Here is a 23,030-nt window from a genome sequence, read left to right on the forward strand (position 1 = left end):
GGTAGAGGTCGAAGGTTTCCAGAACCTGTACAGGAGCCGTGCACCGGCGGGCGGGCCGGGCGCGCCCCGCCGCGTAGACTGGCCGATTGTGAGTGAACGCGTTCTCGTCAGCCAGCTGCAGTCCCGTGAAGACGGCGCCGTCTCGGTGTCCGGATGGGTGGAGACCGTCCGCGATCAGAAGAAGGTCCAGTTCGTCATCCTGCGCGACGAGACCGGAGCCGTGCAGCTGGTCAACCCCGCGACCCGTCCCGACCCCGAGAACTCCGCCCAGGACGCCGACGCGCTCGCGCTCACGGCGCTCATCTCGGAGCTGACCACCGGCACCTTCCTCACCGTCACCGGCGACCTCAAGCACGACGAGCGCGTCAAGCTCGGCGGCGTGGAGATCAAGATCGGCGCGCTCGAGATCGCCGCCGCCGCGCTCCCCGAGACCCCGATCGCCGCCGACAGCGGGCTCGACAAGCGCATGGACTGGCGCTTCCTCGACCTGCGTCAGCGTCGCAACAACCTCGTCTTCCGCGTGCAGACGACCCTCGAGCACGCGATGCGGTCCTACTGGATCGAGCGCGACTACATCGAGATCCATTCGCCGAAGCTCATGGCCTCGGCCTCGGAGTCCAACGCCGAGCTGTTCGAGGTGCCCTACTTCGAGGACAAGACGGCCTACCTCGCGCAGTCGCCGCAGTTCTTCAAGCAGATGGCGCAGTCGGCCGGCTTCGGCAAGATCTTCGAGATCGGCGACGTCTACCGCGCCGACCCGTCGTTCACCAGCCGTCACGCGACCGAGTTCACCTCGATCGACGCCGAGATCAGCTGGATCGACTCGCACGAGGACGTCGCGGTGATGCAGGAGGAGCTCCTGCAGACCGCGATCCAGGCCGTCAAGGACAAGCACGGCGACGAGATCAAGGAACTGTTCGACATCGACGTGGTCGTGCCCGCCGTGCCGTTCCCGCGCATCCCGCTGGCCGAGGCGCGCGAGATCGTGAAGGCGCGCGGGTACGAGATCCCCCGCACCGACGGCGACCTCGACCCCGAGGGCGAGCGGCAGATCTCGGCTCACGTCGAGGAGACGTACGGGCACCAGTTCGTGTTCATCACCGACTACCACCCCGAGATCCGCGCGTTCTACCACATGCGCGACCCCGAGACCGGGCTCACCAAGTCGTACGACCTCCTCTACAAGGGCGTCGAGATCACGACCGGCGCGCAGCGCGAGCACCGCGTGGACGTCCTCGAGGTGCAGGCGCGCGAGAAGGGGCTCGACCCCGAGCACCTCGCGTTCTACTTCGACTTCTTCCGCTACGGCGCGCCGCCGCACGGCGGGTTCGGCATGGGCCTCGCCCGCGTGCTCATGCTGCTGCTCGGTCAGGACTCCATCCGCGAGGTCACCTACCTCTTCCGCGGTCCGACACGCCTCGCTCCCTGACGTCCGCGACCCGTCAGCGGACGGTCACCGCCGGTTCACCCGACGCGCCTCCGGTGGTCACCCGGCGTCCGTAGCTTCCTCTCGTCCCCGCACGAGCAGCGCCTTCCGGCGCGCGCCCGTGCGACACCCGAGAGGAACCACATGTCCACCACCCGTGCGCGACGCCTGGGCGTCGCCCTCGCCCTGACGACCGCCGCCGCCCTCGCCCTCGCGGGCTGCGCCACCGATGCCGGCACGCCCGGCGCCGGCTCCACCGACGGCGCCGCCACCTCGGACGCCGCCACGGCGACGAGCCTCGCCGACTTCGGCACCCTCGCCGACCTGGAGGCCGCCGCGAAGGCCGAGGGCAAGCTCAACGTCATCGCCCTTCCCCGCGACTGGGCAAACTACGGCGAGATCATCGATCTGTTCACCGAGCGCTACCCCGAGATCACGGTCACCGAGCAGTCGCCCGACATCTCCAGCGCCGAGGAGATCCAGGCCGCGCAGACCAACGAGGGGCTCGACACGGCGCCCGACGTCTTCGACCTCGGACTCACGGTCGCCCTCCAGAACACCGACGTCTTCGCTCCGTACAAGGTGCAGACCTGGGACGACATCCCCGAGGCCCTGAAGGAGCCCTCCGGGCTGTTCGTCGGCGACTACGGCGGCTACATGTCGGTCGGCTACGACTCGAGCCGGTTCGACGAGCCGGCCGAGCTCACGGACCTCCTCGGCGCCGCGTACAAGGGCTCCGTCGCCATCAACGGCGATCCCACCCAGGCCGGAGCCGCCTTCGCGGCGGTGGGGCTCGCGACCGTGCAGAGCGGCGGGACCCTCGACGACTTCCAGCCCGGCATCGACTTCTTCGCCGAGCTGCAGAAGGCCGGCAACCTGCTGAAGGTCGACGTCACGACCGGCACGATCACCAGCGGCGAGACCCCGGTCGTCTTCGACTGGGACTACCTCAACGCGACCCACGCGACCACCAACCCGGCATGGAAGGTGCGCGTGTTCGACGGCACCGGGTACGCCGGGTACTACAACCAGGCCATCAACAAGGACGCGCCGAACCCTGCCGCCGCGCGCCTCTGGCAGGAGTTCCTCTACAGCGACGAGGTCCAGAACCTCTGGCTCAAGGGCGGCGCCCGCCCGGCCCGCATGGAGGCCATGACCGCGGCCGGAACGATCGACGCCGACCTCGCCGCCGCCCTGCCCACGGCGCCGGCGACGACGGTCGTGCCGACCGAGGCGCAGAGCACCGCGGCCGGCACGCTGCTCGGCGAGAAGTGGGCGTCGGCGGTCCAGTGACCTCCGACGTCCTGACGACGCCCACGAGCGTGCGCGCGGTGCGCGTGCGCTCGTGGGCGTGGCTCGGCCTCGCGCCGTTCGCCGTGTATCTCGCGCTGTTCCTGGCTCTCCCCACGATCCTCGCGATCTCCACCGGCTTCCTCGACGGCGACGGCGCGTTCACCTGGGCGAACATCACCGCCCTCGCCGACCCGGTGATCGTCACCGCCTTCGCGAACACGACGTGGCTGTCCCTGCTGACGGCCGCCATCGGCGCCGTGGTCGGCGCCCTCGTCTGCTACGCCGCGCTGGGGCTGCCGCCCACCGGCGCCGTCCGCAGCACCCTGGACGCCGCCACCGGCGTCCTCGCCCAGTTCGGCGGCGTCATGCTCGCCTTCGTGTTCATCGCCACCCTGGGCGTGCAGGGCGTGGTGACGGTCCTGCTCCGCGACGGGCTGGGCATCGACATCCAGCCGGGCGCCTGGCTCTACTCGCTCCCCGGGCTGATCCTCCCCTACGTCTACTTCCAGGTGCCGCTCATGGTGATCACCTTCCTCCCGGCGCTGTCGGCGCTGAAGCCGCAGTGGACCGAGGCGAACCTCGTGCTGGGCGGCACCCGCGCGAGCTTCTGGATGCGGGTGGGCCTTCCCGTCCTCGCGCCGTCGTTCCTCGCGAGCTTCCTGCTGCTGTTCGCCAACGCGTTCTCCTCGTACGCGACGGCCGCCGCGCTGGCCAGTCAGGGCTCCCAGATCGTCCCGCTGCAGATCCGCGCGGCGCTCACGAGCGAGACCGTCCTCGGCCGCGAGAACCTGGCCGGCGCGCTGGCGCTCGGCATGATCGTCGTGGTGGGCCTCGTCATGTGGCTCTACACGGCCATCCGCTCGCGGGCGGCACGGTGGCAGTCGTGAACGCCACGACCGCCTCCGGCAGGGCGCCGCGCGGACTCGAGCCGGCGCGCGCCACCCGCTGGGCCATCGGACTGACCGTCGGCGTCCTCTTCGCCGTCCCGCTCCTCGCGACGCTGCTGTACACGTTCCGCGACCCGCTCACGGGCGGTCTCTCGACGGCCAACTGGATCCGGGTCTTCGACCCGGGCAACACCCAGGTGCTGGCACCGATCTGGACCGGCCTCGGCAACTCGCTGGTCCTGGCGGTCGTGACCGTCCTGATCGTCCTCATCGTGCTGCTGCCCACGATGATCCTGATCGAGCTGCGCTACCCGCGGCTGGGGGCCGCGTTCGAGTTCGTCGCCCTGCTGCCGATCTCGATCCCGGCGATCGTGCTGGTGGTCGGACTCGCCCCGATCTATCTGCAGATCGGGCGGGCACTGGGCACCGGTGCCTGGACCCTCGCCTTCGCCTATGGCATCACCGTGCTGCCCTTCGCCTACCGGTCGATCCGGGCGTCGATCGGCGCGGTCGACCTCAAGACCCTCGCCGAGGCGGCCCGCGCGCTCGGCGCGAGCTGGCTCGAGGTCATCGTGCACGTGCTGGTGCCGAACCTCCGTCAGGGCCTGCTCGCCGCCTCGCTCATCTCCGTGGCCGTCGTGCTGGGCGAGTTCACGATCGCCTCGCTGCTGAACCGCCAGGTCCTCCAGACCGCGCTGGTCGTCGCCAACAAGATCGATCCCTACGCCTCGGCGATGTTCACCCTGCTGTCCCTGCTGTTCGTCTTCCTCCTCCTCCTCGCGATCTCCCGCGCCGCACGGTCACGCACCGGAAGGACCCTCTCATGACCGCCACCGACCTGCCGCCCGCCGCCGGGACGATCCGCGCTCTGCCCCGCACCTCCGACAACCTCCTCCTGGCCGACGCCGGCGAGGGCACCCGCGTGGAGTTCCGCGGGGTCACGAAGGACTACGGCCCGACCCGCGTCCTCCACGATTTCCGTCTCGACATCGCCCCCGGGGAGTTCGTGTCGCTGCTCGGCCCCTCCGGCTGCGGCAAGACGACGGCCCTGCGCGTGCTCGCGGGGCTGGAGCCCTCCTCGGGCGGCGCGGTGCTCCTCGGCGGCCGCGACGTCTCCGGCATCCCGACCAACCGGCGCGACATCGGCATGGTGTTCCAGTCCTACTCGCTCTTCCCGCATCTGCGCGTCATCGACAACGTGGCCTTCGGGCTCCGGCGTCGCCGCGTCGCGAAGCGGGAGGCCGCCGGGCGCGCCGACGACGCGCTCGCGCTCGTGGGCCTCGACCACCTGGCGGACCGCTACCCCCATCAGCTCTCGGGCGGCCAGCAGCAGCGCGTGGCCCTGGCCCGCGCCCTGGTCACCGAGCCGCGCGTGCTCCTGCTCGACGAGCCGCTGTCGGCACTCGACGCGAAGGTCCGTGTGCAGCTGCGCGACGAGATCCGCCGCATCCAGCTCCGGCTCGGCATCACCACCGTCTTCGTGACCCACGACCAGGAGGAGGCGCTCGCCGTCTCCGACCGGATCGCCGTGATGAACGCGGGTCGCATCGAGCAGATCGGCACGCCGGAGGACCTCTACCTCCGTCCCGCCACACCCGGTGTCGCCGCGTTCGTGGGGGTCTCCAGCCTCGTGCCCGGCATCGTGCGCGGACGGGAGGTGCACGTGTGGTCGGAGCGCCTGCCGCTGCAGTTCGCGCCGGCGGACGACGGTCCCGTCGAGGTCTTCGTCCGCCCCGAGAACGTCCGGCTCGTCGCGACGGGCGGGGTCACGGCGACGGTGCAGGAGAGCACGTTCCTGGGCAGCTTCCGCCGAACGCTCGTCCGCACCGGCGACGGCACGCTCGTGACCGTCCAGCACGCGGCCGACGAGCGCGCCGACTACGACGACGTGGTGCGCATCGCGTTCACGGACACCCCCGTGGTCGTCCGACCCCGTGTCGAGGTCGATGCACCGGAGGCGTCCGCTCACTAGCGAGCTCTTCACCGACAAGGGCGGTCAGTGGCGCTTCGACCTCACGGCGTCGAACGGTCAGGTCATCGCGTCCAGTGAGGGGTACGCCTCGAAGGCGAGTGCCCTGAACGGCATCGAGTCCGTCAAGACGAACGCACCGGTCGCGGAGGTCGTCGACCGCGCGTAGCCGCCGCGGCGGCCTCCTAGACCTCGAAGTCGACCGCCATCCGGTCGCCGACCACGCTGCGGATGTAGGCGGCGACCTCCTGGTGGGCGGGATGGGTCTGGTAGTCGTCGAGCCCCTGCACGTCGTCGAAGTCGATGACCACCGCCACGTCGACGTTCTGGTGCGCGTAGGCGGCGTTCGGGCCCGCCGACAGGGAGCGGATCGACGGGACGACGCCCACCAGCCCGGTGAGGCGCCGCGCCACCTCCGCCGCCTGCGCCGCGCGCGTGTCGGGATCCTCCGCGGTCAGCTTCCAGGCCACGACGTGTCGGATGGTCATCGGGATCTCCCTCGTTGGTCGGTCGGTCGGGCGGGGCGGGGTCAGGTCAGGACGGCGCGCAGCCGCTCGGGCGAGACGCGCCAGTGCGCGTGGAAGGCGCCGTCCACGAGGACGACCGGGATCTTCTCCCACCACTGCGCATGGAGTGCGGGGTCGTCGAGGATGGAGAGCTCCTCGACGTCGATGCCCTCCGGCTCGGGAAGCTCGGCCACCACGGTCTCGACGATCTCCCGCGCGACGTCGCACAGATGGCAGTCGGGCTTGGTGATGATCGTCACGCGCGTCACGGTTCCATCCTCGCGCATCCTCCCCCCGGGCGGGGTCGCCGGCGGGTCGGGTTTGCGTCCGGGTGGGGTGCTCTGCTTACGGTGGCTCCCCGCGCTCGCGGGCCGAGAGAGGATGAGCCGATGTGGGATGAGTGGATGCGGTTCGGCATCACCCTGGCGATCTGCCTGATCGTCGCCGCCGTGACGGTGATCGTGGTGACCGTGGTGACCGGGAGGCTCGGCGCTCGGAAGGCGTGGGCGACCGCGCTGACCCGCCGCGCCCGGCGGCCGTTCCGCGCGCTCGCGGCGCTCCTGGCCGTCTGGGTGGCGTTCGTGCTCGCCTATCCCGCCGAGGCGCCCGCCGCCGGCGTGATCGCCCACGCGATCGGCATCGTCGCGATCGCGCTCGTCGCCTGGATGCTCGTGAGCCTGGACCTCGTGGCCACCGACGCGATGCTCGGCCGTTTCCGCATCGACGTCCCCGACAACCGCCAGGCCCGCCGCATCCGCACTCAGACGCTGATCGTCCGGCGCCTGAGCATCGCGCTCATCATCGTGGTGGCCGTCTCGGCCGTGCTCCTCACGTTCCCCGCCGTCCAGACCGTCGGCGCGAGCCTGCTGGCATCCGCGGGGATCGCCTCGATCGTCGCCGGCCTCGCCGCGCAGTCGGTGCTCGCGAACGTGTTCGCGGGCGTGCAGCTCGTCTTCAGCGACGCGCTGCGCGTCGACGACGTGGTGGTCGTGGACGGCGAATGGGGCCGGGTCGGGGAGATCACCCTCAGCTACGTCGTCGTCGACCTCTGGGATCAGCGCCGCCTGGTGCTGCCGTGCACCTATTTCACGACCCAGTCGTTCGAGAACTGGACGCGCCACGGGAGCGAGATCCTCGGCACCGTGGACCTCGACCTCGACTGGCGCGCCCCGGTCGACCGCATCCGCGCGCGTCTCGGCGAGGTGCTCGCCGAGACGCCGCTGTGGGACGGGCGGACCTCGGTGGTGCAGGTCACCGACGCCACCGCCGGGTCGATCCGGGTGCGGGTGCTCGTCAGCGCCGCGGACTCGGGGCAGCTGTTCGACCTGCGCTGCCTCATCCGCGAGGAGCTGGTCACCTACCTCCGCACGACCGCGCCCACCGCGCTGCCGGCCCAGCGGGTGCTCGTCGCCGAGAACGCGGAGAAGCCGTCGCGCGCCCCGCAGTCGTCCGCGCCCGCCGAGGGCGTGTTCAGCGGCTCGCCCGAGGCCGAGGAGCGCCACCGCGCTTTCACGCAGGCGATCCCCGTCGTCACCGACCCGCACGCCTGAGCGGCGGTCCCGGGGCAGGTGGCCGCGGAACACGAAGCGCCCCTCGATCCGCGAGGATCCGGGGCGCTCGGTGTTTCGGCCGCGACTTACTTCTTGTTGCGGCGCTGGTGGCGAGTCTTGCGAAGCAGCTTGCGGTGCTTCTTCTTCGCCATGCGCTTGCGGCGCTTCTTGATGACAGAACCCACGGAAAACCTCACTACGTCAGGGGTCTGGACGCGATCGTTTCGCGTCCGGGATCAGGCAATGAGAAAAATGCCTCGTGACAGTCTAGCCGACGTCGGCAATGGGACGTTGCAGGGCAGCGGTGACCGCCGTCTCCGGCACGCGGTAGCTGCGACCGAAGCGGACGGCGGGCAGTTCGCCGGCGTGCACCAGTCGGTACACGGTCATCTTGGAGACGCGCATGAGATCGGCCACCTCCGCGACCGTCAGAAAGCGCACGTCAGACAACTCCGGCATCCCATCTCCCCAGCTCAACCCAGTAGTGCTGTGTCTTGCAGCACCGATTTTCCCAGTCGTGCTGTGCGCCCCAGCCTAGGGGGTCGGTGGGACGCGTGTAAACCTCTGTGGTCCGTGTGATGAACGGGGAGCGGGCGTCGCCGCCGAACTCCCGGGCGACGCGACGCCGGCAGGTCTACCGACCGGGGATGCGCTTGAGGACGTTCTCGAACGCGTGCTTGGTCGTCGCCGCGGCGCGTCCGACCAGATCGGCAGCTGCGGCGGCAGGCTCGGGGAGGGTGACGCCGGCGGTGGCAGAGGACTCCTCCTCCAGCACGAACGGCATCAGCCACTCGTCGACGGCGTCCAGCGGCGCCGGCGACAGGCTGTAGTAGCGGTGCTGGCCCTCCTCGCGCACCGAGACCAGCTCCGCCTCGCGCAGCACCTTCAGGTGCTTGGACACGGTGGGCTGGCTCACCCCGAGCTCGGCGACGATCTGCGACACGCTGGTCCCCCGGCCGTTGCCGCGCTCGCGCAGCAGCTGCAGGATGTCCCGACGAGTGCCGTCGGCGATCACGTCGAAGATGTCCGCCATGCCCTTAGGTTAGCCCGCGCGCGCGTCGGAGTACCATGACAACGATTCTTTCGGCGAGAGGGGCGCGACATGGCGGGCGAGACCGTCGTCGTACGCGCGCTGCGCCGCCTGCGACGCAGGTGGCAGGGCCTGCGGGATCTCACCACCTCGTCGCCCTCGCGGTTCGCCGTGCTGGTGTTCAGCTCGCTCATCCTGCTGTTCACCGCGCTGTTCTCACTGCCCGCGGCCGCCGCCGACGGCCGGCCGACGCCGCTTGCGGATGCGCTGTTCACGGCCGTCTCGACGATCTGCGTCACCGGTCTCGCCACCGTGGACATGGGCACCCATTGGTCTCCGCTCGGGCACGTCTTCGTGTTCATCGGCGTCAACGTCGGCGCGCTCGGCGTGCTGACCCTGGCCTCGATCCTCGGCCTCGTCATCTCCAAGCGCCTGGGACTGCGCGCCAAGCTGATCGCGGCCGGCGACTCGAACCCCATGCGCGCCCACGGCGGACCGGTCAACGAGGGGCAGACCGTGCGGCTCGGCGAGGTCGGCCAGCTGCTGTCGACCGTCGCGCTGTCGACCCTCATCATCGAGGCGGCGCTGGCCGTCCTCCTCTACCCCGCCCTGCTCATCAACGGCGTCGACCCGCTGACGGCTCTGTGGGAGGCGCCGTACTACGCCGCCATGTCGTTCACCAACACCGGCTTCGCCCCCAACGCCGAGGGCCTCACCCCGTTCGCCCAGGACTACTTCCTGCTGACGGTGCTCATGGCGGGCGTGTTCCTCGGGTCGATCGGGTTCCCCGTCATCTTCACGCTGTGGCGGCACCAGTGGCACGTGCGCCGCTGGTCGCTGCACACCAAGCTCACCCTGATCACGACGGTGGTCCTGTTCTTCGCCGGGGCGGGCGTCTTCCTGCTGCTCGAGTACGAGAACCCGGAGACGTTCGGATCGATGGACGCGTGGGACACCACCTTCCAGGCGCTCTTCCTGTCCGCCATGACGCGCTCGGGCGGCTTCTCGGTGATCGACATCAGCGAGCTCAACGGCTCGTCGCTCGTGGTCGGATCGATGCTCATGTTCGTCGGCGGCGGGTCGGCGTCGACGGCCGGCGGCATCAAGGTGACGACCCTGGCCGTCCTGGCCCTCGCCGTCTTCTCGGAGGCGAAGGGACGCCAGAGCGTCGAGGCCTTCGGTCGCCGCATCCCCAGCGACGTGCAGCGCGTGGCCCTGTCGGTCGTCGCGTGGGGAGCCACGATCGTCGCCGTGTCGACGATCACCATCGCGCAGCTGACGAAGGCGCCCGTGGAGTTCGTGCTGTTCGACGTCATCTCCGGCTTCGCCACCGTGGGCCTGTCGACGGGGCTGACCGCCGAACTCCCCGACTCCGCCTCCTACGTGCTGGCGGCCACCATGTTCATGGGTCGCGTTGGTACAGTGACCCTCGCCGCGGCCGTGGCCGCGACCAGCCGATCGCAGCACTACTCGCTGCCCGTGGAAAGGCCGATCGTTGGTTGAACAGATCCGCAATGATGCGCCGGTGCTCGTCATCGGCCTCGGCCGCTTCGGCGCCGCCTGCGCGGGCGAGCTGGACCGGCTCGACCGCGAGGTGCTCGCCATCGACGCGAACCTCGAGCTCGTGCAGAAGTGGTCCGAGCGGGTCACGCACGCCGTGCAGGCCGACGGCCGCAACATCGAGGCGCTGAAGCAGATCGGCGCGCAGGACTTCCAGGTCGCGATCGTCGCCACGGGATCCTCGATCGAGGCCTCGGTGCTCATCACCGCGAATCTCGTCGACCTCAAGGTGCCGCAGATCTGGGCGAAGGCGGTCTCGCAGTCCCACGGCAAGATCCTCGCCCGCGTCGGCGCCAACCACGTCATCTATCCCGAGCGGGAGGCCGGCGAGCGGGTCGCGCACCTGGTGAGCGGGCGCATGCTGGACTTCATCCGCTTCGACGACGACTTCGTGCTGGCCAAGATGTATCCGCCCAAGTTCATCCGCGGCGTCGGTCTCAACGAGTCCGGGGTGCGGACCAAGTACAACGTCACGGTGGTCGGCGTGAAGAGCCCCGGCAAGCCGTTCCGCTACGCCGAGGCGAACACGGTCGTCACCAACCACGACCTCATCATCGTCTCCGGCACCAACTCCGACATCGAGCGCTTCGCGGCCCTGGACCGCTAGCCGAGGACCCGCGTCAGGACCCGGCGGCGAGCTCGCGGGCGCGCGCGAGGGCGGCGTCGGTCGCCTCGGCGAACAGTCCCGCCAGGTTGGCTCCCTGGAGCACGGCGATCGCGCGCTCGGTCGTCCCCTTCGGGCTGGTCACCCGGCGACGCAGCTCCGCGGGGTCCTCGCCGGTCGCGTCGAGCAGCGCGGCGGCGCCGATGAAGGTCTGCTCGGCCATGAGGCGCGCATCGGCCTCGGAGAAGCCCTTGCCCCTGGCCGCCTCGGTGAGCTCCTCGATCAGCAGGAACACGTAGGCGGGGCCGGAGCCGGAGATGGTCGAGAGCGCGTCGATGCCGTCCTCGGCCACCTCGATGACCACGCCGCAGGTCTCGAAGAGCCGGCGCACGACGGCGAGGTCGTCCGCCGACGCCGACGGCCCGGCCGCGAGGCCGGTGACCGCCTTGCCGACGACGGCGGGCGTGTTCGGCATCGACCGGATCACCGGGATGCCCTCTCCGACGATCGACTCGAAGGTGGAGATCGTGACCCCGGCGGCGAGGCTCACCAGCACCGTGCCCGGGCGCAGCACCGGCGCGATCTCCCGGAGCAGGTCGGGCACCATGAGGGGCTTCACCCCGATGAGGACGATGTCGGCGGAGGCCGCCGCGACCGTGTTCGCGTCGGGGGTGGTCTCCAGCGCCAGGCTCGTCACGCCGGGAAGGTCGCCGACGCCGGCGGCGCGGGCGGCGGTGCGGTTGGTGACGGTCACCGAGGGCGCCGCGCCGGAGCGGACCAGACCCTGCAGGATCGCACCGCCCATCGAGCCGGCACCGAGGATCGCGACCGCGGGGAGAGAGTGATCAGCCATCCCGCCATCCTCTCATCCGGCGGCGCCGCGCGGGCGGCGGTCACGTGAACGACGGGCGGCGGATCAGGAGGTCGCGAGGGGGTCGTGAGAGGTCCCTGAGAGCACCGTTCGCGGCGGCGGACCGCGGGCTATAGTCGGAACCGACGGCGGCGTGGGCGCCCCGTCGCGACTGCGAAGGACCTGGTCATGACACTCCTCGACGGCATCATCTCCCGCGTGATCGACACCGACCGGCTGGCGGTCGGGATCCTCGAGCGCGAGGGCGACGACGCGGCCACGCCCGCCGAGCGGACCGTCGTGCTGATCCACGGCAACGTGTCGTCCAGCCTGTTCTGGCAGGAGTTCATGCAGGACCTGCCGGCCGACCTCCGCGTCATCGCGATCGATCTGCGCGGCTTCGGCACGAGCGAGCACGCACCGGTCGACGCGACGCGCGGAGTGCGCGACTTCAGCGACGACGTCCACGCGGCCCTGTCCGCCCTCGGCATCCCCACCGCGCACCTCGTGGGCTGGTCCATGGGCGGCGGCGTCGTCATGCAGTACGCCCTCGACCACCCCGTGCTGTCGCTGACGCTGCAGGCCCCCGTCTCGCCCTACGGCTTCGGCGGCACCCGCCGTGACGGGTCGCGGCTGACCGACGACGACGCCGGCGTCGGGGGCGGCGGCGCCAACCCGGACTTCGTGCAGCGGCTCGCCGACCACGACACCACCGACGAGGCGCCGACCTCGCCGCGCAGCGTGTTCCGCTCCGGCTACGTGTCGGCCGACTACGACGGGGTCAACGAGGACCTGTGGGTGGAGTCGATGCTCACCACCTCCACCGCCGAGGGGAACTATCCCGGCGACGGCGTCGCGAGCGAGAACTGGCCCGGATTCGCGGCGGGGACCACCGGGGTGCTCAACACCATGGCGCCCCGCTACTTCGACACCTCGGGCATCGTCGACCTCCCCGTCAAGCCCCCGATCCTCTGGGTGCACGGCACGGCCGACGCGATCGTCTCCGACACGTCGTTCTACGACCTCAACCACCTCGGCGCGCTCGGCATCATCCCGGGATGGCCCGGCGAGGAGATCGCGCCCGCCCAGGAGATGGTGTCCCAGACGCGCGACGTCCTCGACGCGTACCGCGCGGCCGGCGGCGAGGTCGCCGAGCTGGAGCTCGAGGGCGTCGGTCACGCCCCCCACCTCGAGCGCCCGGGAGCCGTGCGGCAGGCCCTGCTGGCCGTCATCGGCTACATCGGCCAGCCCGCCTTCCCGGCGCCGCCGACCGAGGCGATCATCCTGAGCTCCTCCGACTGACGCCGATCGCCCCGTCGCCGCGCCCGGCGATTTGCCACGGCTCGAACGGCGTCCGACGATCCGTCGCGCGCCCTACGCTCGACGGCATGACCGTCGCCGTCCTCGATGCCCCCGCTATCCGAGATGCTGTCGCCGAGGTGCTGTGCGAGGAGACCGAGACCCACCGCATCCTCGACGTGACCACCCGGTGGACCGCCGACGGGCTCGCCGTGGTGCTCGTGAGCGTCTCGTTCCCGCCCGACCTGCTCTTCGGCGAGGTCGCGCTGGTGCTCCGCGAGATCGAGGAGCGCGTGCACGAGCTCGTCCCGGGCGCCGAACGCATCGCCGTCGAGCCGCGGATCGGGCTGCCGTCCCGCGAGAGCCGTCCCGCCACCGAGACGATCGTCCTCTCCTCGAGCGACTGACCGGCCGCGGTTCAGGGGTCGCGGCGCGCGAGGAAGAACGCGCGCAGCAGCGCCGCCGCCTCCTCGGCCTCCACTCCCCCGACGACCTCGGAGCGGTGCGGCAGACGGCGGTCCCGGAGCACGTCGTAGAGCGATCCCGCCGCCCCCGCCTTGTCGTCCCACGCCCCGAAGACGACCCGGCCCACGCGCGCCTGCGAGATCGCGCCGGCGCACATCAGGCACGGCTCGAGGGTGACCACCAGCGTGCAGTGCTCGAGGTTCCACGACCCGAGGGTCTCCGCCGCCGCACGCAGTGCCACCACCTCGGCGTGCGCGAGGGGATCGTGGGTGAGCTCGCGGAGGTTGCGACCCTCGCCCAGGATGGTCCCGGACACGTCGGTCACCACCGCGCCCACGGGGATGTCGCCGTGCGCGGCGGCCTCGGCGGCGAGCTCCCTGGCCCGCGCCATCGCGGCGAGGTCGGTCTCCCGAGGGGGCAGACGGGCGGGCATGCTCACGCGCCCAGCGTACGCCCGGGTAGCCTGTGATCATGCGTGTGCACGTGGCCGACCACCCTCTCATCACCCACAAGCTGACCGTCCTGCGCGACCAGCGCACCCCGTCGCCCGTGTTCCGGCAGCTGACGGAGGAGCTGGTCACCCTGCTCGCCTACGAGGCGACCCGCAGCGTGCGCGTCGAGGACGTCGACATCCAGACCCCGGTGACCTCGACCACCGGTGTGCGGATCAGCGAGCCGCGGCCTCTCGTCGTCCCCATCCTCCGCGCGGGCCTGGGCATGCTGGACGGCATGGTGAAGCTGCTGCCGACCGCCGAGGTCGGCTTCCTGGGCATGGCGCGCGATGAGGAGACGTTCCAGCCGGTCACCTACGCGGAGCGCCTCCCCGCCGACCTCAGCGACCGTCAGTGCTTCGTGCTCGACCCCATGCTCGCCACCGGCGGCTCGCTCGGCGCAGCGATCGACTTCCTCTTCGCGCGCGGCGCGCAGGACGTCACGGCGATCTGCATCCTCGGCGCCCCCGAGGGCGTCGCGGCGATCGAGAAGCAGGTCGGGGACCGCGACGTCACCCTCGTGCTCGGTGCCCTCGATGAGCGCCTCAACGAGAAGGGCTACATCGTGCCCGGTCTCGGCGACGCCGGCGACCGCCTCTACGGCACCGTCTGAGCGACCGCGGCACCGTCTGAGCGACCGCGGCACGGGCTCGCGGGATCAGGACGGAGCGTCGCCGGTGCGGCGGCCGTTCTCGCGCTCCCAGAACTCCAGCTGCTGCGTGAGCGCCTTGGCGAGCTCGAACACCTGCTCCGGGGGGATCCGCACGCGCTGCACGACACGGCCCGGCACGACGGTCACGGTCGTGCCGTCGGCATCGGTCGCCTCGTGCGGCGGGCGCACGAGCGAGACGAAGTCCATGACGAACACGTCGGACGTGTGCCACACGTTCGCGAAGTCCGCGTAGCTGCCGGTCACCGCCTCGGGCGGCATCTCGATCTCGAACTGGCGGGGCGCCTCGTCGGTCATGCGCCGAGTCTACGGAACCGTGGCATCCGCCAGGTGGCCGCCGTCAGGCCGCGCCGACCAGTCGCGCGAAGGCGCTCAGACGCGAGACGCCGTCGGGCGTGCGGGGCAGATCGTCGAGGAGTCCGGTGCCGTAGACGACGAAGGCGGTGTGCATCGCGCGCGAGACCGCGACGTTCAGGCGGTTCTGCAGCAGCAGGAACTCCAGGCCGCGGGGGGCGTCGCGCCCCGACGAGGCCGCCAGCGAGACGATCGCCACCGCGGCCTCCTGCCCCTGGAACCGGTCCACCGTTCCGACCGGCACATCGCCGAATCCGGCAGCGACGAGCGCCTCCTCGACGAGGAGCTGCTGGGCGTTGTACGGCGTGACGACGATCAGGTCGTCGGCGCGCAGCGGACGCGGCGGAGCTCCCTCGGCAGCCGTCCACTCCCGCCCGACGAGGTCGCGGACGATCTGGACGACGCGCTCGGCCTCCTCGGGCGACTGCGTGGCATTGCCGGTGTGGCCGAGCGGCACGGTGACCACTCCGGCAGGCACGCCGTCGATGCGCCGGCCCGCCGTGTCGGGATGGGCCTCGAGCTTGCCCGCGTACGACAGCTGCGAGACCGGCGCCGCCACCTCGGGGCGCATGCGCCGGGACTGCGCGAGGAAGTAGCCGCGGTCGGCGGCGATCACCGGCGCCCCGTCCATGATCCAGCCGAGCGCCGACGTGTCGACCGGCTCGGGATGCGTCCCCTGGCTCACCTGCGGGAGCTGCTGCGGGTCGCCGAGGAGCAGCACCCGCGACGCCGACGCCGTCACCGCGATCGTGGACGCGAGCGAGAACTGCCCCGCTTCGTCGATGACGAGCAGGTCGAGGCCGCGGCGCGCGACCCGCCCCGTGTGACTGAAGTCCCAGGCGGTCCCGCCGACCACGAACCCGCCCTGCTGCTCGCCGATGTACGCGGCCATCGCGTTCTTGGCGATGGGCGTGAACGATGTGCCGCCGTCGCCGTCGCCCGCGGCCGGCGAGGACTTGGGAGCCTTCGCGACCTGGGCACGCGGCACGCCCGCCTCGACGATGCGGTCGAGCATGTTCTCGACCACCGCGTGCGACTGCGCCACCACTCCCACCCGGAACCCGTGGTCGCGCACGAGCGCCGCCACGACGTGGGACCCCACGTAGGTCTTGCCCGTTCCGGGCGGTCCCTGGACAGCCAGGTAGCTGCGGTCGAGGTCGAGCAGGGACGCGGTGATGTCGGCGACGTCGGAGCCCCGGCCGCGCGCGAGCGCACCCGTGCGGGTGCGCGGCGCCCGGCGCAGGAGCAGGTCGCCGGCCGGATCGGGCGGAAGGGCGGGCACCTCGCCCGCCGCGGCGGCGAGCACCGCATCGGCCCACTCGTCGATCGCCGCCTGCTGACTGCCCGCCTGCGGCGGGGCGGCGGGGGTGAGGGCGACCGGAAGATCGCGCCAGGTCATGCCCTGCACCGACGTCTCCTCGACGACCGCGCCGTCCTCGAGCACCTCCACCACCTTCACGGTGCGCGCGGCGTGGATCCAGCGGGGGTTGGTCTCCACCGGGAACGGGGCGGGGATCTCGTAGACGGCGAACGGCGAGCCGTCGACACTCAGGCGCGTGCCCGGCGCGAGCTCGCCGCGCAGCTCGACCACGCGTCGCTGGACGCGCGCGCCCTCGGGCAGGTGCCAGTCGGTCACCACCCGGCAGCGGTCCGCGTCGACGACCATGACGTCGCGGGTGTCCTCCCACACCGAGACCGGTTCGCGCAGGCGCAGGAAGTGGGTCGCCCAGAAGGTCTTGACCTCGCGCGGGTAGTAGTCGATCGCGGCCGCCCCGAGCCGCAGCGCCTCGCCCACGGCCACAGCCTCGTCGCCGGCGGTCGAGACGCCGCTGTCGGGGACGGCTGCCGCCAGGCGCGAGAGCGCCTCGGCGCGGGGCGACGGCTCGTACGCGAACTCCGCGGCCTCCGCATCGATCGAGGGCCGCAGGTTCGCCTCGCGCGCCCGGTCGACGAGCCAGTCGCGCAGCTTCAGGGTGGAGACGCAGTCGTAGCGGTTGTAGTCGGCGAGGTCGTCCAGGACCGCCGCGGCGGCGTCGTCCTGACCGGCGTCGGCGTAGGCGCGCGCCTCCACGTAGCGGACGATCGAGTCGTCGCCGCGCTGCACGTCGCTCGTGCGGACATCGGCTCCCATGTAGAGCGGCTCGAGCTTCTTGATCGAGTAGGAGCGCGACCCCACCCGCAGGGCCCGCCGCACGATCGGGTAGAGGTCGACGAAGACCCCTTCGCGCAGGAGCCGGTCGACCGCCCCTTCGCCCACGCCGTGCCGCGCGGCCATCGCCAGCAGGTGCGTGGGCTCGTACGGCGCGTAGTGGTAGATGTGCATGCCCGGATGCGCGCGCCGCCGCAGCTCCACGAACGCCAGGAAGTCCTGGAGGGCGGCCTTCTCCTCGGCGAACGTGTGCGCCCACAGCGGGGTGTAGCGGCTGGCCGTGTCGACCCAGCCGAAGAGGTAGTCGATCCCCCACTGCGCCGCCGCTCCGGGAGCGGGCGTCTCGGTGTACAGCGGGTCGCCTTCGAAGTCGAAGAAGAGATCGCCGTGGTCGGGTCGGGGAAGCGCGCCCAGCGCCTTCGGGAACACCACCTCGAACGTCGGGACCGGCGGCTGCGGTGTCGCGGGCGGCGACGCGGCGTCGGCGGGCGCCGCGGGCGTGGCCTCGACCCCGCCGGCGGGACTCGTCAGCTGCAGCCGCGCCTGCGTGCGGAGGTTGGCGAAGGTGTCGCCCGACATGCGGGGCGGGGCCTCGACGGCCGCCGCGAGGTCGTCGATCGTACGGATGCCGACGGCGCGCAGGCGGTCGCGCTGCACCGGACGGATGCCTGCCACGAGCAGGAGGTCGCGCTGGGCGACGACGTCGAGGTCGCACGTGGCGCAGCGGCCGCACGCGACGACCCGCAGCGCGCCGCGGTCGTCGCCCCAGGCGATAGGCGCGCCGGCCGCCCCCGCGGCCAGGTCGCGGTCGGCGATCAGCGCGCGCAGGCGCGCCCGGCGGAGCGAGAAGACGGGCAGCAGGTCGCGCACCTCGTGCGCGGAGATCGATCCGTCGCCGAGGAGCAGCTCGACGCGCCCCGAGCGCGGCACGCCGAGCCGGTCGAGCTGGTCGACGTAGGCCGCCAGCTGCATGAGCGCGGTGACGCGGGCGTGCCGGGCGAGCTTGGTGTCCTGGACCAGCCACGGGGCGCCCGGCAGCGTCGTGTCGCGCACGAGGAAGTCGGCGAACCCGACGAACTCGTCGGTGGCGAAGGCCGCCTGGTAGACGACGGCCGCGTCGGGATCGGCGAGCGCCTCGATCGTCCGCGCCACCGCCGATGCCAGCGCCCCGGCATCCGACGACCGCGCCGCGGCGATCTCGACGACGCGACCCGGGAACGCGGCGCGGTACTCGTCGAGCACCCGCAGCTCGTGCTGCGTGCCGAGGCGACCCGCGCGCTCGAGGGTGGCGTCCTCGGGGTCGTCGACGGCGGCGACCCGTCCGAGCTTCGCGTCGATCGCGCGCAGCCACGCGAACTCGCACTCCGCGGCGGCCTTGAGGTCGCTCGCGCTCCAGACGATCCGGCCCTCGTCTTCGATGTATCGCATGTCACCCTTCCGTCTCCGACCCTAACGGCGGTCCCCGACACCGGCGGCGAGCGCTCGAGGCGTGCGGAACCCGGCTGCTCCCGTGCCCTGTCGCACCGCGGATGCCAGACTGGTCCCGTGAGCCAGTCCCTGCCGTTCGAGAGCGCCTACCGCCACGGCTACGCGCGCGTGGCCGCCTGCACCATCCCCGTCGCGATCGCCGACCCCGTCGCCAACGCCGACGCGGTGCTGGCCGCCGCACAGGAGTGCCACGACGACGCGGTGGCGGTGGCCGTCTTCCCCGAGCTGTGCCTCACCGGCTACGCGATCGACGACCTCGTCCTGCAGGACGCCGTCCTCGACGCCGTGCTGGCCGCCGTCGACCGGATCGTCGCGGCCTCGACCGGGCTCCGCCCGCTGCTGGTGATCGGCGCTCCGCTGCGGATCGGCTCGCGCCTCTACAACTGCGCCGTCGCGATCCACCGCGGCCGGGTGCTCGGCGTCGCCCCGAAGTCGTACCTGCCGACCTACCGCGAGTTCTACGAGCACCGCTGGTACGCCCAGGGTACCGACGCACCCGACACCGTCACCCTCGCCGGCGCCGAGGTCCCCGTCGGCACCGACCTGCTCTTCGAGGCGACCGACGTCCCGGGCCTCGTGGTCCACGCCGAGGTGTGCGAGGACTTCTGGGTGCCGATCCCGCCGTCCTCCTCCGCCGCGCTGGCCGGCGCGACGGTGCTCCTGAACCTCTCCGGCAGCCCCATCACGATCGCGCGCGCCGAGGACCGCCGCATCCTCGCGCAGTCGCAGTCCCTCCGGTGCCTGGCCGCCTACGTCTATGCCGCCGCCGGGCAGGGCGAGTCGACCAACGACGTGTCGTGGGACGGCCAGACCATGGTCTACGAGGGCGGCACGCTGCTCGCCGAGACCGAGCGCTTCCCCGACGGACCGCGCCGCGCCGTCGCCGACGTCGACCTCGACCGCCTGCGCCAGGACCGCCTGCGCCAGGGCACGTTCGACGACAACCGCGTCGAGCGGTGGACGGGCGGGCAGCGGATCGCCTTCGCCGTCGACCCGCCGGCGTCCGACATCGGCCTCCGCCGCCCGGTCGATCGGTTCCCCTTCGTGCCCGACGACCCGGCGCGCCTGGACCTCGACTGCTACGAGGCCTTCAACATCCAGGTCTCCGGGCTCGAGCAGCGCATGCGCGCCATCGGCTCGCCGCGTCCCGTCATCGGCGTCTCGGGAGGACTCGACTCGACGCACGCGCTCCTGGTCGTCGCCCGCGCGATGGACCGCATGGGGCGCCCCCGCAGCGACATCCTCGCGTACACGATGCCCGGCTTCGCCACGAGCGACCACACGAAGTCCAATGCGATCGCGCTGGCCGAGGCGATCGGCGCCCGCATCGAGACGATCGACATCCGCCCGATGGCCACCGAGATCCTGAAGGGGATCGGACACCCGTTCGCGGGCGGCGAGCCCGTCTACGACGTCACGTTCGAGAACGTGCAGGCCGGCGCCCGCACCGATTTCCTGTTCCGGCTCGCCAACCAGCACGGGGGGTTCGTGGTCGGCACCTCCGACCTCTCGGAGCTCGCCCTGGGGTGGGCGACCTACGGCGTCGGCGACCACATGAGCCACTACGCCGTCAACGCCGGAGTCCCGAAGACGCTCATCCAGCACCTCATCCGCTGGGTGATCGCCCACTCCGCCGACGACGAGACGGGCACCTCGCTCAGCGACGAGGCCAAGCGGGTGCTGCAGTCGGTGCTCGACACCGAGATCAGCCCCGAGCTCGTGCCGGCGGGTCAGGACGGCAAGGTCCAGTCCACCGAGGACACCATCGGCCCCTACGCGCTCCACGACTTCGCGCTCTTCCACGTGCTCCGCTACGGCTTCCGGCCGTCGAAGATCGCGTTCCTCGCCGAGCGCGCCTGGGCCGACGCCGAGTCCGGCGCGTGGCCCCCCGGCTTCCCGGCGGAGGAGCGCTACGCGTACGACCTCGACACGGTGGCGCGGTGGCTGCGGGTGTTCCTGAGCCGGTACTTCGGGTTCGCCCAGTTCAAGCGCTCCGCGATCCCGAACGGCCCCAAGGTGACGGCGGCGGGCTCGCTGTCGCCCCGCGGCGACTGGCGTGCGCCGTCCGACGGCAATGCCGCGGTCTGGCTCGCCGATCTCGACGCGGCGCTCGCCGACGCGGGGCTCGCCGACGCGGGGGCGGGCGCGCCGGGCGCCTAGGCGCGGCCTCAGCCGGCGGGGAGGATGCCGGACGCGATCGTGATCACCCAGCCGTCGCGCGAGGCGTCCACGAGCGCGTACTTCATGTTCCGGTCGGGGATCCACCCCTTGAGGCGTCCGGCGTCCAGGCGCACGTGCTCGGGAGCCACGCGGACGCCGCGGCCGTCGGCCTCGAGCACCGCCTGCACGCGCGTCCAGTGCTGGAGGAGGTCGGGGATGTTGTTCTCGTCGAACAGCCGCGAGTGCTTCTGCATCTGCTTGATGTCGGCCCGCTCCGGGTTGAGGTCGCGGATGTCGATGCCGACCGGCAGGCCGGGGTCGCAGATGGCCACCGCCGTGGCGGCGCGATAGCTCGCCGTCACGATCGCGATGGGCAGCTCCGCCCCGTCGCGGGAGGCGATGAGGCGGGTGTGGTAGCCGAAGCCCCGGGGCGCCTCGCGCTCGATCCTGACGTCCGTCGTGGCGCAGCCGAGCTTGGCGGCGATGAGCTCCTTGGCGATGAGACGGCGGCGGTCGTGCACGGTCGTTCCGGGATCCCACCCGAGCCGTGCCGAGATCCCCGTGGGGGTGTCCAGCGGAACCGTGTTCAGAGACATGTCTCTCCCTCGCCGTGCGTCGACGTCTCCATCTTGGCTCACCGGCGGCTCGGCCGACCATCCCCTCCGTCGTGAGAAACCCGCCCCACCCGCACGATCGGACGGCAGCAGATGTCGGCACGTGGATGCCGAGGCGACCACGACTGCCGCCTTCCGGGCTCGCAAGGCAGGATGGAGCATATGCAGCGTCGAGCGACGGTCGTCGGCAGCGGCCCTCACGGGCTCGTCGCCGCGGTCACCCTCGCCCGCGCCGGCTACGCGGTGCGCGTGCTCGAAGCGGCCGACGCGCCCGGCGGCGGAGCCCGATCGGCCGAGCTCACCCTTCCCGGCTTCCGTCACGACGTGGCCTCGGCCGTCCATCCGGCCACGCTCGCCTCCCCCTGGTTCCGGGCCTTCGGGATCGCCGACCGCGTCGAGTGGATCGTGCCGGAGGCCTCGTTCGGGCATCCCCTCGACGACGCGCCGGCGGCGATCGCGTGGCGCAGCCTCGAGCGCACCGCCGACGGTCTCGGCGCGGACGGACCGCGGTGGCGCCGCCTGTTCGAGCCCGTGCGCGATCACCTCGCCGACGTGGTCGAGGTCACGAGCGACACCCTCCTGCGGGTGCCGCGCCATCCGCTGGCACTGGCGCGCTTCGGTGCCCGGGCCGCGGGCCTGGGCACCCCGTCGGCGAACGCCCTGCTGCGCACCGAGGCCGGGCGGGCGCTGTGGGCCGGCGTCGCCGCGCACGCTCCCTCGCGCATGCCGTCGCTCGCCGGCGCCGGGGCGGGGGCGCTGCTGGCCGCCCACGCGCACGCGCCGCACGGGTGGCCGCTCCCCCGGGGCGGCGCCCAGGCCATCACCGACGCGCTGCTGGCAGACCTCGCCGCCCACGGCGGATCCGTCGAGTGCGGCGTCCGTGTGGACGATCTCGCCGCGCTCGACGTCGGCGATCCGCGCCGCGGCGACCTGCTGTTCCTCGCGGGATCGCCGAGGCTCATCGAGACGCTGCCCGATGTGCCGCCGCGCTACCTGCGCGCCGTGCGCCGCTTCCGCTACGGGCCGGGCGTGGCGAAGGTCGACGCGGCGCTGGACGGTCCGATCCCGTGGCGCGACGAGGCGCTGGCCGCGGTGCCGACCGTCCACGTCGGAGGCTCCGCACACGAGATCCGCACCGCGGAGTCCCAGGTGCTGTCCGGGCGGATGCCGTCGCGACCCTACGTCCTCCTGACCCAGCCCTCGGTCGTCGACGACACCCGTGCCCCGGCGGGGGCGGCGGTGCTGTGGGCGTACGTGCATGTGCCCGCCGGCAGCGACCTCGATCCGACGGAGGCCGTGCTGGATCAGCTGGAGCGCTTCGCGCCGGGCGTGCGGGACCGCATGCTCGCGATCCGTTCGACCTCCGCCGCCCGGCTCGCCGTGCAGAACCCCGCCGCGATCGGCGGCGACGGGCTGGGCGGAGCGCTGACCGTCCGGAACCTGCTGCGTCGCCCCGTGGTCTCGGGCACCCCGTGGCGGACGCCGGTGCGCGGGGTGTATCTCGCGTCGTCCGCGACGCCGCCCGGGCCGAGCGTCAACGGCATGGCCGGCTGGCACGCGGCGCGCACCGCCATCGGGGATGCCGGCGGCGGGCGACCTGGGCTGAGCGACCTGTTCCCCGGGGGCGACGCGCCCGAGGCGTGAACGGCGACCTGCCCCGCCCGG

General features: G+C 72.1%; 24 protein-coding genes. 14 read left to right on the plus strand and 10 right to left on the minus strand.

Annotation, left to right across the window (positions count from 1 at the left end; all coding sequences use genetic code 11):
- The first annotated feature begins 88 nt into the window (after positions 1-88).
- From aspS to QQZ13_RS14540, 6 genes are all read left to right on the plus strand, one after another.
- The gene (gene aspS, locus QQZ13_RS14515) at positions 89-1,429 is read left to right on the plus strand and encodes an aspartate--tRNA(Asn) ligase (RefSeq protein WP_284530124.1); all 1,341 of its coding nucleotides are present in this window, start codon (positions 89-91) and stop codon (positions 1,427-1,429) included.
- Positions 1,430-1,570: 141 nt separating this feature from the next.
- Positions 1,571-2,719: an ABC transporter substrate-binding protein gene (locus QQZ13_RS14520; RefSeq protein WP_284530125.1), complete on the plus strand. Its 1,149-nt coding sequence runs from the start codon at positions 1,571-1,573 to the stop codon at positions 2,717-2,719.
- Positions 2,716-3,606: an ABC transporter permease subunit gene (locus QQZ13_RS14525; protein ID WP_284530126.1), complete on the plus strand. Its 891-nt coding sequence runs from the start codon at positions 2,716-2,718 to the stop codon at positions 3,604-3,606. Before QQZ13_RS14520 ends, QQZ13_RS14525 begins: the two co-directional genes overlap by 4 nt.
- Positions 3,603-4,433: an ABC transporter permease gene (locus QQZ13_RS14530; RefSeq protein ID WP_284530127.1), complete on the plus strand. Its 831-nt coding sequence runs from the start codon at positions 3,603-3,605 to the stop codon at positions 4,431-4,433. The genes QQZ13_RS14525 and QQZ13_RS14530 overlap by 4 nt, the downstream gene beginning before the upstream one ends.
- Positions 4,430-5,578, plus strand: coding sequence for an ABC transporter ATP-binding protein (locus QQZ13_RS14535; RefSeq protein ID WP_284530128.1), 1,149 nt, complete (start codon positions 4,430-4,432; stop codon positions 5,576-5,578). Before QQZ13_RS14530 ends, QQZ13_RS14535 begins: the two co-directional genes overlap by 4 nt.
- Complete coding sequence (locus QQZ13_RS14540) at positions 5,553-5,744, plus strand: YegP family protein (protein ID WP_284530130.1); 192 nt, start codon at positions 5,553-5,555, stop codon at positions 5,742-5,744. The genes QQZ13_RS14535 and QQZ13_RS14540 overlap by 26 nt, the downstream gene beginning before the upstream one ends.
- 16 nt (positions 5,745-5,760) lie before the next feature.
- On the opposite strand, the gene QQZ13_RS14545 is transcribed toward QQZ13_RS14540, so the two are convergent.
- Positions 5,761-6,063 carry a Dabb family protein gene (locus tag QQZ13_RS14545; RefSeq protein WP_284530132.1) on the minus strand — a complete coding sequence of 101 codons (303 nt, stop codon included), beginning with the start codon at positions 6,061-6,063 and terminating at the stop codon, positions 5,761-5,763.
- A 41-nt stretch (positions 6,064-6,104) separates the two neighbouring features.
- Entirely contained in the window at positions 6,105-6,350 is a 246-nt protein-coding gene (locus QQZ13_RS14550) for a glutaredoxin family protein (protein ID WP_284530133.1), read from the minus strand.
- A gap of 120 nt (positions 6,351-6,470) precedes the next feature.
- Between QQZ13_RS14550 and QQZ13_RS14555 the strand changes: the two genes are divergently transcribed.
- Entirely contained in the window at positions 6,471-7,631 is a 1,161-nt protein-coding gene (locus QQZ13_RS14555; RefSeq protein WP_284530134.1) for a mechanosensitive ion channel family protein, read from the plus strand.
- 86 nt (positions 7,632-7,717) lie between these two features.
- Here QQZ13_RS14555 and QQZ13_RS14560 read toward each other — a convergent pair whose 3' ends face one another.
- The 3 genes from QQZ13_RS14560 to QQZ13_RS14570 all read right to left on the minus strand — a co-directional run bounded on the left by QQZ13_RS14560 (position 7,718) and on the right by QQZ13_RS14570 (position 8,664).
- Positions 7,718-7,816: an AURKAIP1/COX24 domain-containing protein gene (locus QQZ13_RS14560; RefSeq protein ID WP_003792170.1), complete on the minus strand. Its 99-nt coding sequence runs from the start codon at positions 7,814-7,816 to the stop codon at positions 7,718-7,720.
- Between the two features lie 82 nt (positions 7,817-7,898).
- Entirely contained in the window at positions 7,899-8,090 is a 192-nt protein-coding gene (locus QQZ13_RS14565) for a helix-turn-helix domain-containing protein (protein WP_144806169.1), read from the minus strand.
- A 175-nt stretch (positions 8,091-8,265) separates the two neighbouring features.
- The gene (locus tag QQZ13_RS14570; protein ID WP_284530144.1) at positions 8,266-8,664 is read right to left on the minus strand and encodes a helix-turn-helix transcriptional regulator; all 399 of its coding nucleotides are present in this window, start codon (positions 8,662-8,664) and stop codon (positions 8,266-8,268) included.
- Between the two features lie 69 nt (positions 8,665-8,733).
- On the opposite strand from QQZ13_RS14570, the gene QQZ13_RS14575 reads away from it, so the two are divergent.
- Both QQZ13_RS14575 and QQZ13_RS14580 read left to right on the plus strand, forming a co-directional pair.
- Positions 8,734-10,164, plus strand: coding sequence for a TrkH family potassium uptake protein (locus QQZ13_RS14575; protein WP_284530146.1), 1,431 nt, complete (start codon positions 8,734-8,736; stop codon positions 10,162-10,164).
- Positions 10,157-10,828, plus strand: coding sequence for a TrkA family potassium uptake protein (locus QQZ13_RS14580; protein WP_284530147.1), 672 nt, complete (start codon positions 10,157-10,159; stop codon positions 10,826-10,828). Before QQZ13_RS14575 ends, QQZ13_RS14580 begins: the two co-directional genes overlap by 8 nt.
- A gap of 13 nt (positions 10,829-10,841) precedes the next feature.
- Here QQZ13_RS14580 and proC read toward each other — a convergent pair whose 3' ends face one another.
- Positions 10,842-11,678 carry a pyrroline-5-carboxylate reductase gene (gene proC / locus QQZ13_RS14585; RefSeq protein WP_284530148.1) on the minus strand — a complete coding sequence of 279 codons (837 nt, stop codon included), beginning with the start codon at positions 11,676-11,678 and terminating at the stop codon, positions 10,842-10,844.
- Between the two features lie 186 nt (positions 11,679-11,864).
- Between proC and QQZ13_RS14590 the strand changes: the two genes are divergently transcribed.
- Both QQZ13_RS14590 and QQZ13_RS14595 read left to right on the plus strand, forming a co-directional pair.
- A complete protein-coding gene (locus tag QQZ13_RS14590; RefSeq protein WP_284530149.1) occupies positions 11,865-12,977 on the plus strand; it encodes an alpha/beta fold hydrolase in 1,113 nt (370 codons plus the stop codon).
- A gap of 86 nt (positions 12,978-13,063) precedes the next feature.
- Positions 13,064-13,381, plus strand: coding sequence for a hypothetical protein (locus tag QQZ13_RS14595; protein ID WP_284530150.1), 318 nt, complete (start codon positions 13,064-13,066; stop codon positions 13,379-13,381).
- Positions 13,382-13,392: 11 nt separating this feature from the next.
- Here QQZ13_RS14595 and QQZ13_RS14600 read toward each other — a convergent pair whose 3' ends face one another.
- Positions 13,393-13,830, minus strand: a complete 438-nt coding sequence (locus QQZ13_RS14600; protein ID WP_284530174.1) for a nucleoside deaminase — start codon at positions 13,828-13,830, stop codon at positions 13,393-13,395.
- Positions 13,831-13,910: 80 nt separating this feature from the next.
- Between QQZ13_RS14600 and upp the strand changes: the two genes are divergently transcribed.
- On the plus strand, positions 13,911-14,543 hold the full coding sequence (gene upp, locus QQZ13_RS14605; protein WP_284530151.1) for a uracil phosphoribosyltransferase: 633 nt from the start codon (positions 13,911-13,913) through the stop codon (positions 14,541-14,543).
- Between the two features lie 45 nt (positions 14,544-14,588).
- On the opposite strand, the gene QQZ13_RS14610 is transcribed toward upp, so the two are convergent.
- Together QQZ13_RS14610 and QQZ13_RS14615 are read right to left on the minus strand one after the other, a co-directional pair.
- Positions 14,589-14,897 carry a DUF3467 domain-containing protein gene (locus QQZ13_RS14610; RefSeq protein ID WP_284530152.1) on the minus strand — a complete coding sequence of 103 codons (309 nt, stop codon included), beginning with the start codon at positions 14,895-14,897 and terminating at the stop codon, positions 14,589-14,591.
- 43 nt (positions 14,898-14,940) lie between these two features.
- On the minus strand, positions 14,941-18,531 hold the full coding sequence (locus QQZ13_RS14615; RefSeq protein WP_284530153.1) for a bifunctional RecB family nuclease/DEAD/DEAH box helicase: 3,591 nt from the start codon (positions 18,529-18,531) through the stop codon (positions 14,941-14,943).
- A 117-nt stretch (positions 18,532-18,648) separates the two neighbouring features.
- On the opposite strand from QQZ13_RS14615, the gene QQZ13_RS14620 reads away from it, so the two are divergent.
- Complete coding sequence (locus QQZ13_RS14620; RefSeq protein ID WP_284530154.1) at positions 18,649-20,751, plus strand: NAD(+) synthase; 2,103 nt, start codon at positions 18,649-18,651, stop codon at positions 20,749-20,751.
- A gap of 8 nt (positions 20,752-20,759) precedes the next feature.
- Here the strand turns inward: QQZ13_RS14620 and QQZ13_RS14625 are convergent, their stop codons facing one another.
- Complete coding sequence (locus QQZ13_RS14625) at positions 20,760-21,347, minus strand: hypothetical protein (protein WP_284530156.1); 588 nt, start codon at positions 21,345-21,347, stop codon at positions 20,760-20,762.
- Between the two features lie 180 nt (positions 21,348-21,527).
- On the opposite strand from QQZ13_RS14625, the gene QQZ13_RS14630 reads away from it, so the two are divergent.
- The gene (locus QQZ13_RS14630) at positions 21,528-23,009 is read left to right on the plus strand and encodes an NAD(P)/FAD-dependent oxidoreductase (RefSeq protein ID WP_284530157.1); all 1,482 of its coding nucleotides are present in this window, start codon (positions 21,528-21,530) and stop codon (positions 23,007-23,009) included.
- Positions 23,010-23,030 lie beyond the last annotated feature (21 nt).

Origin of the sequence: Microbacterium sp. T2.11-28, assembly GCF_950097975.1 — a bacterium.
Lineage (GTDB): Bacteria > Actinomycetota > Actinomycetes > Actinomycetales > Microbacteriaceae > Microbacterium.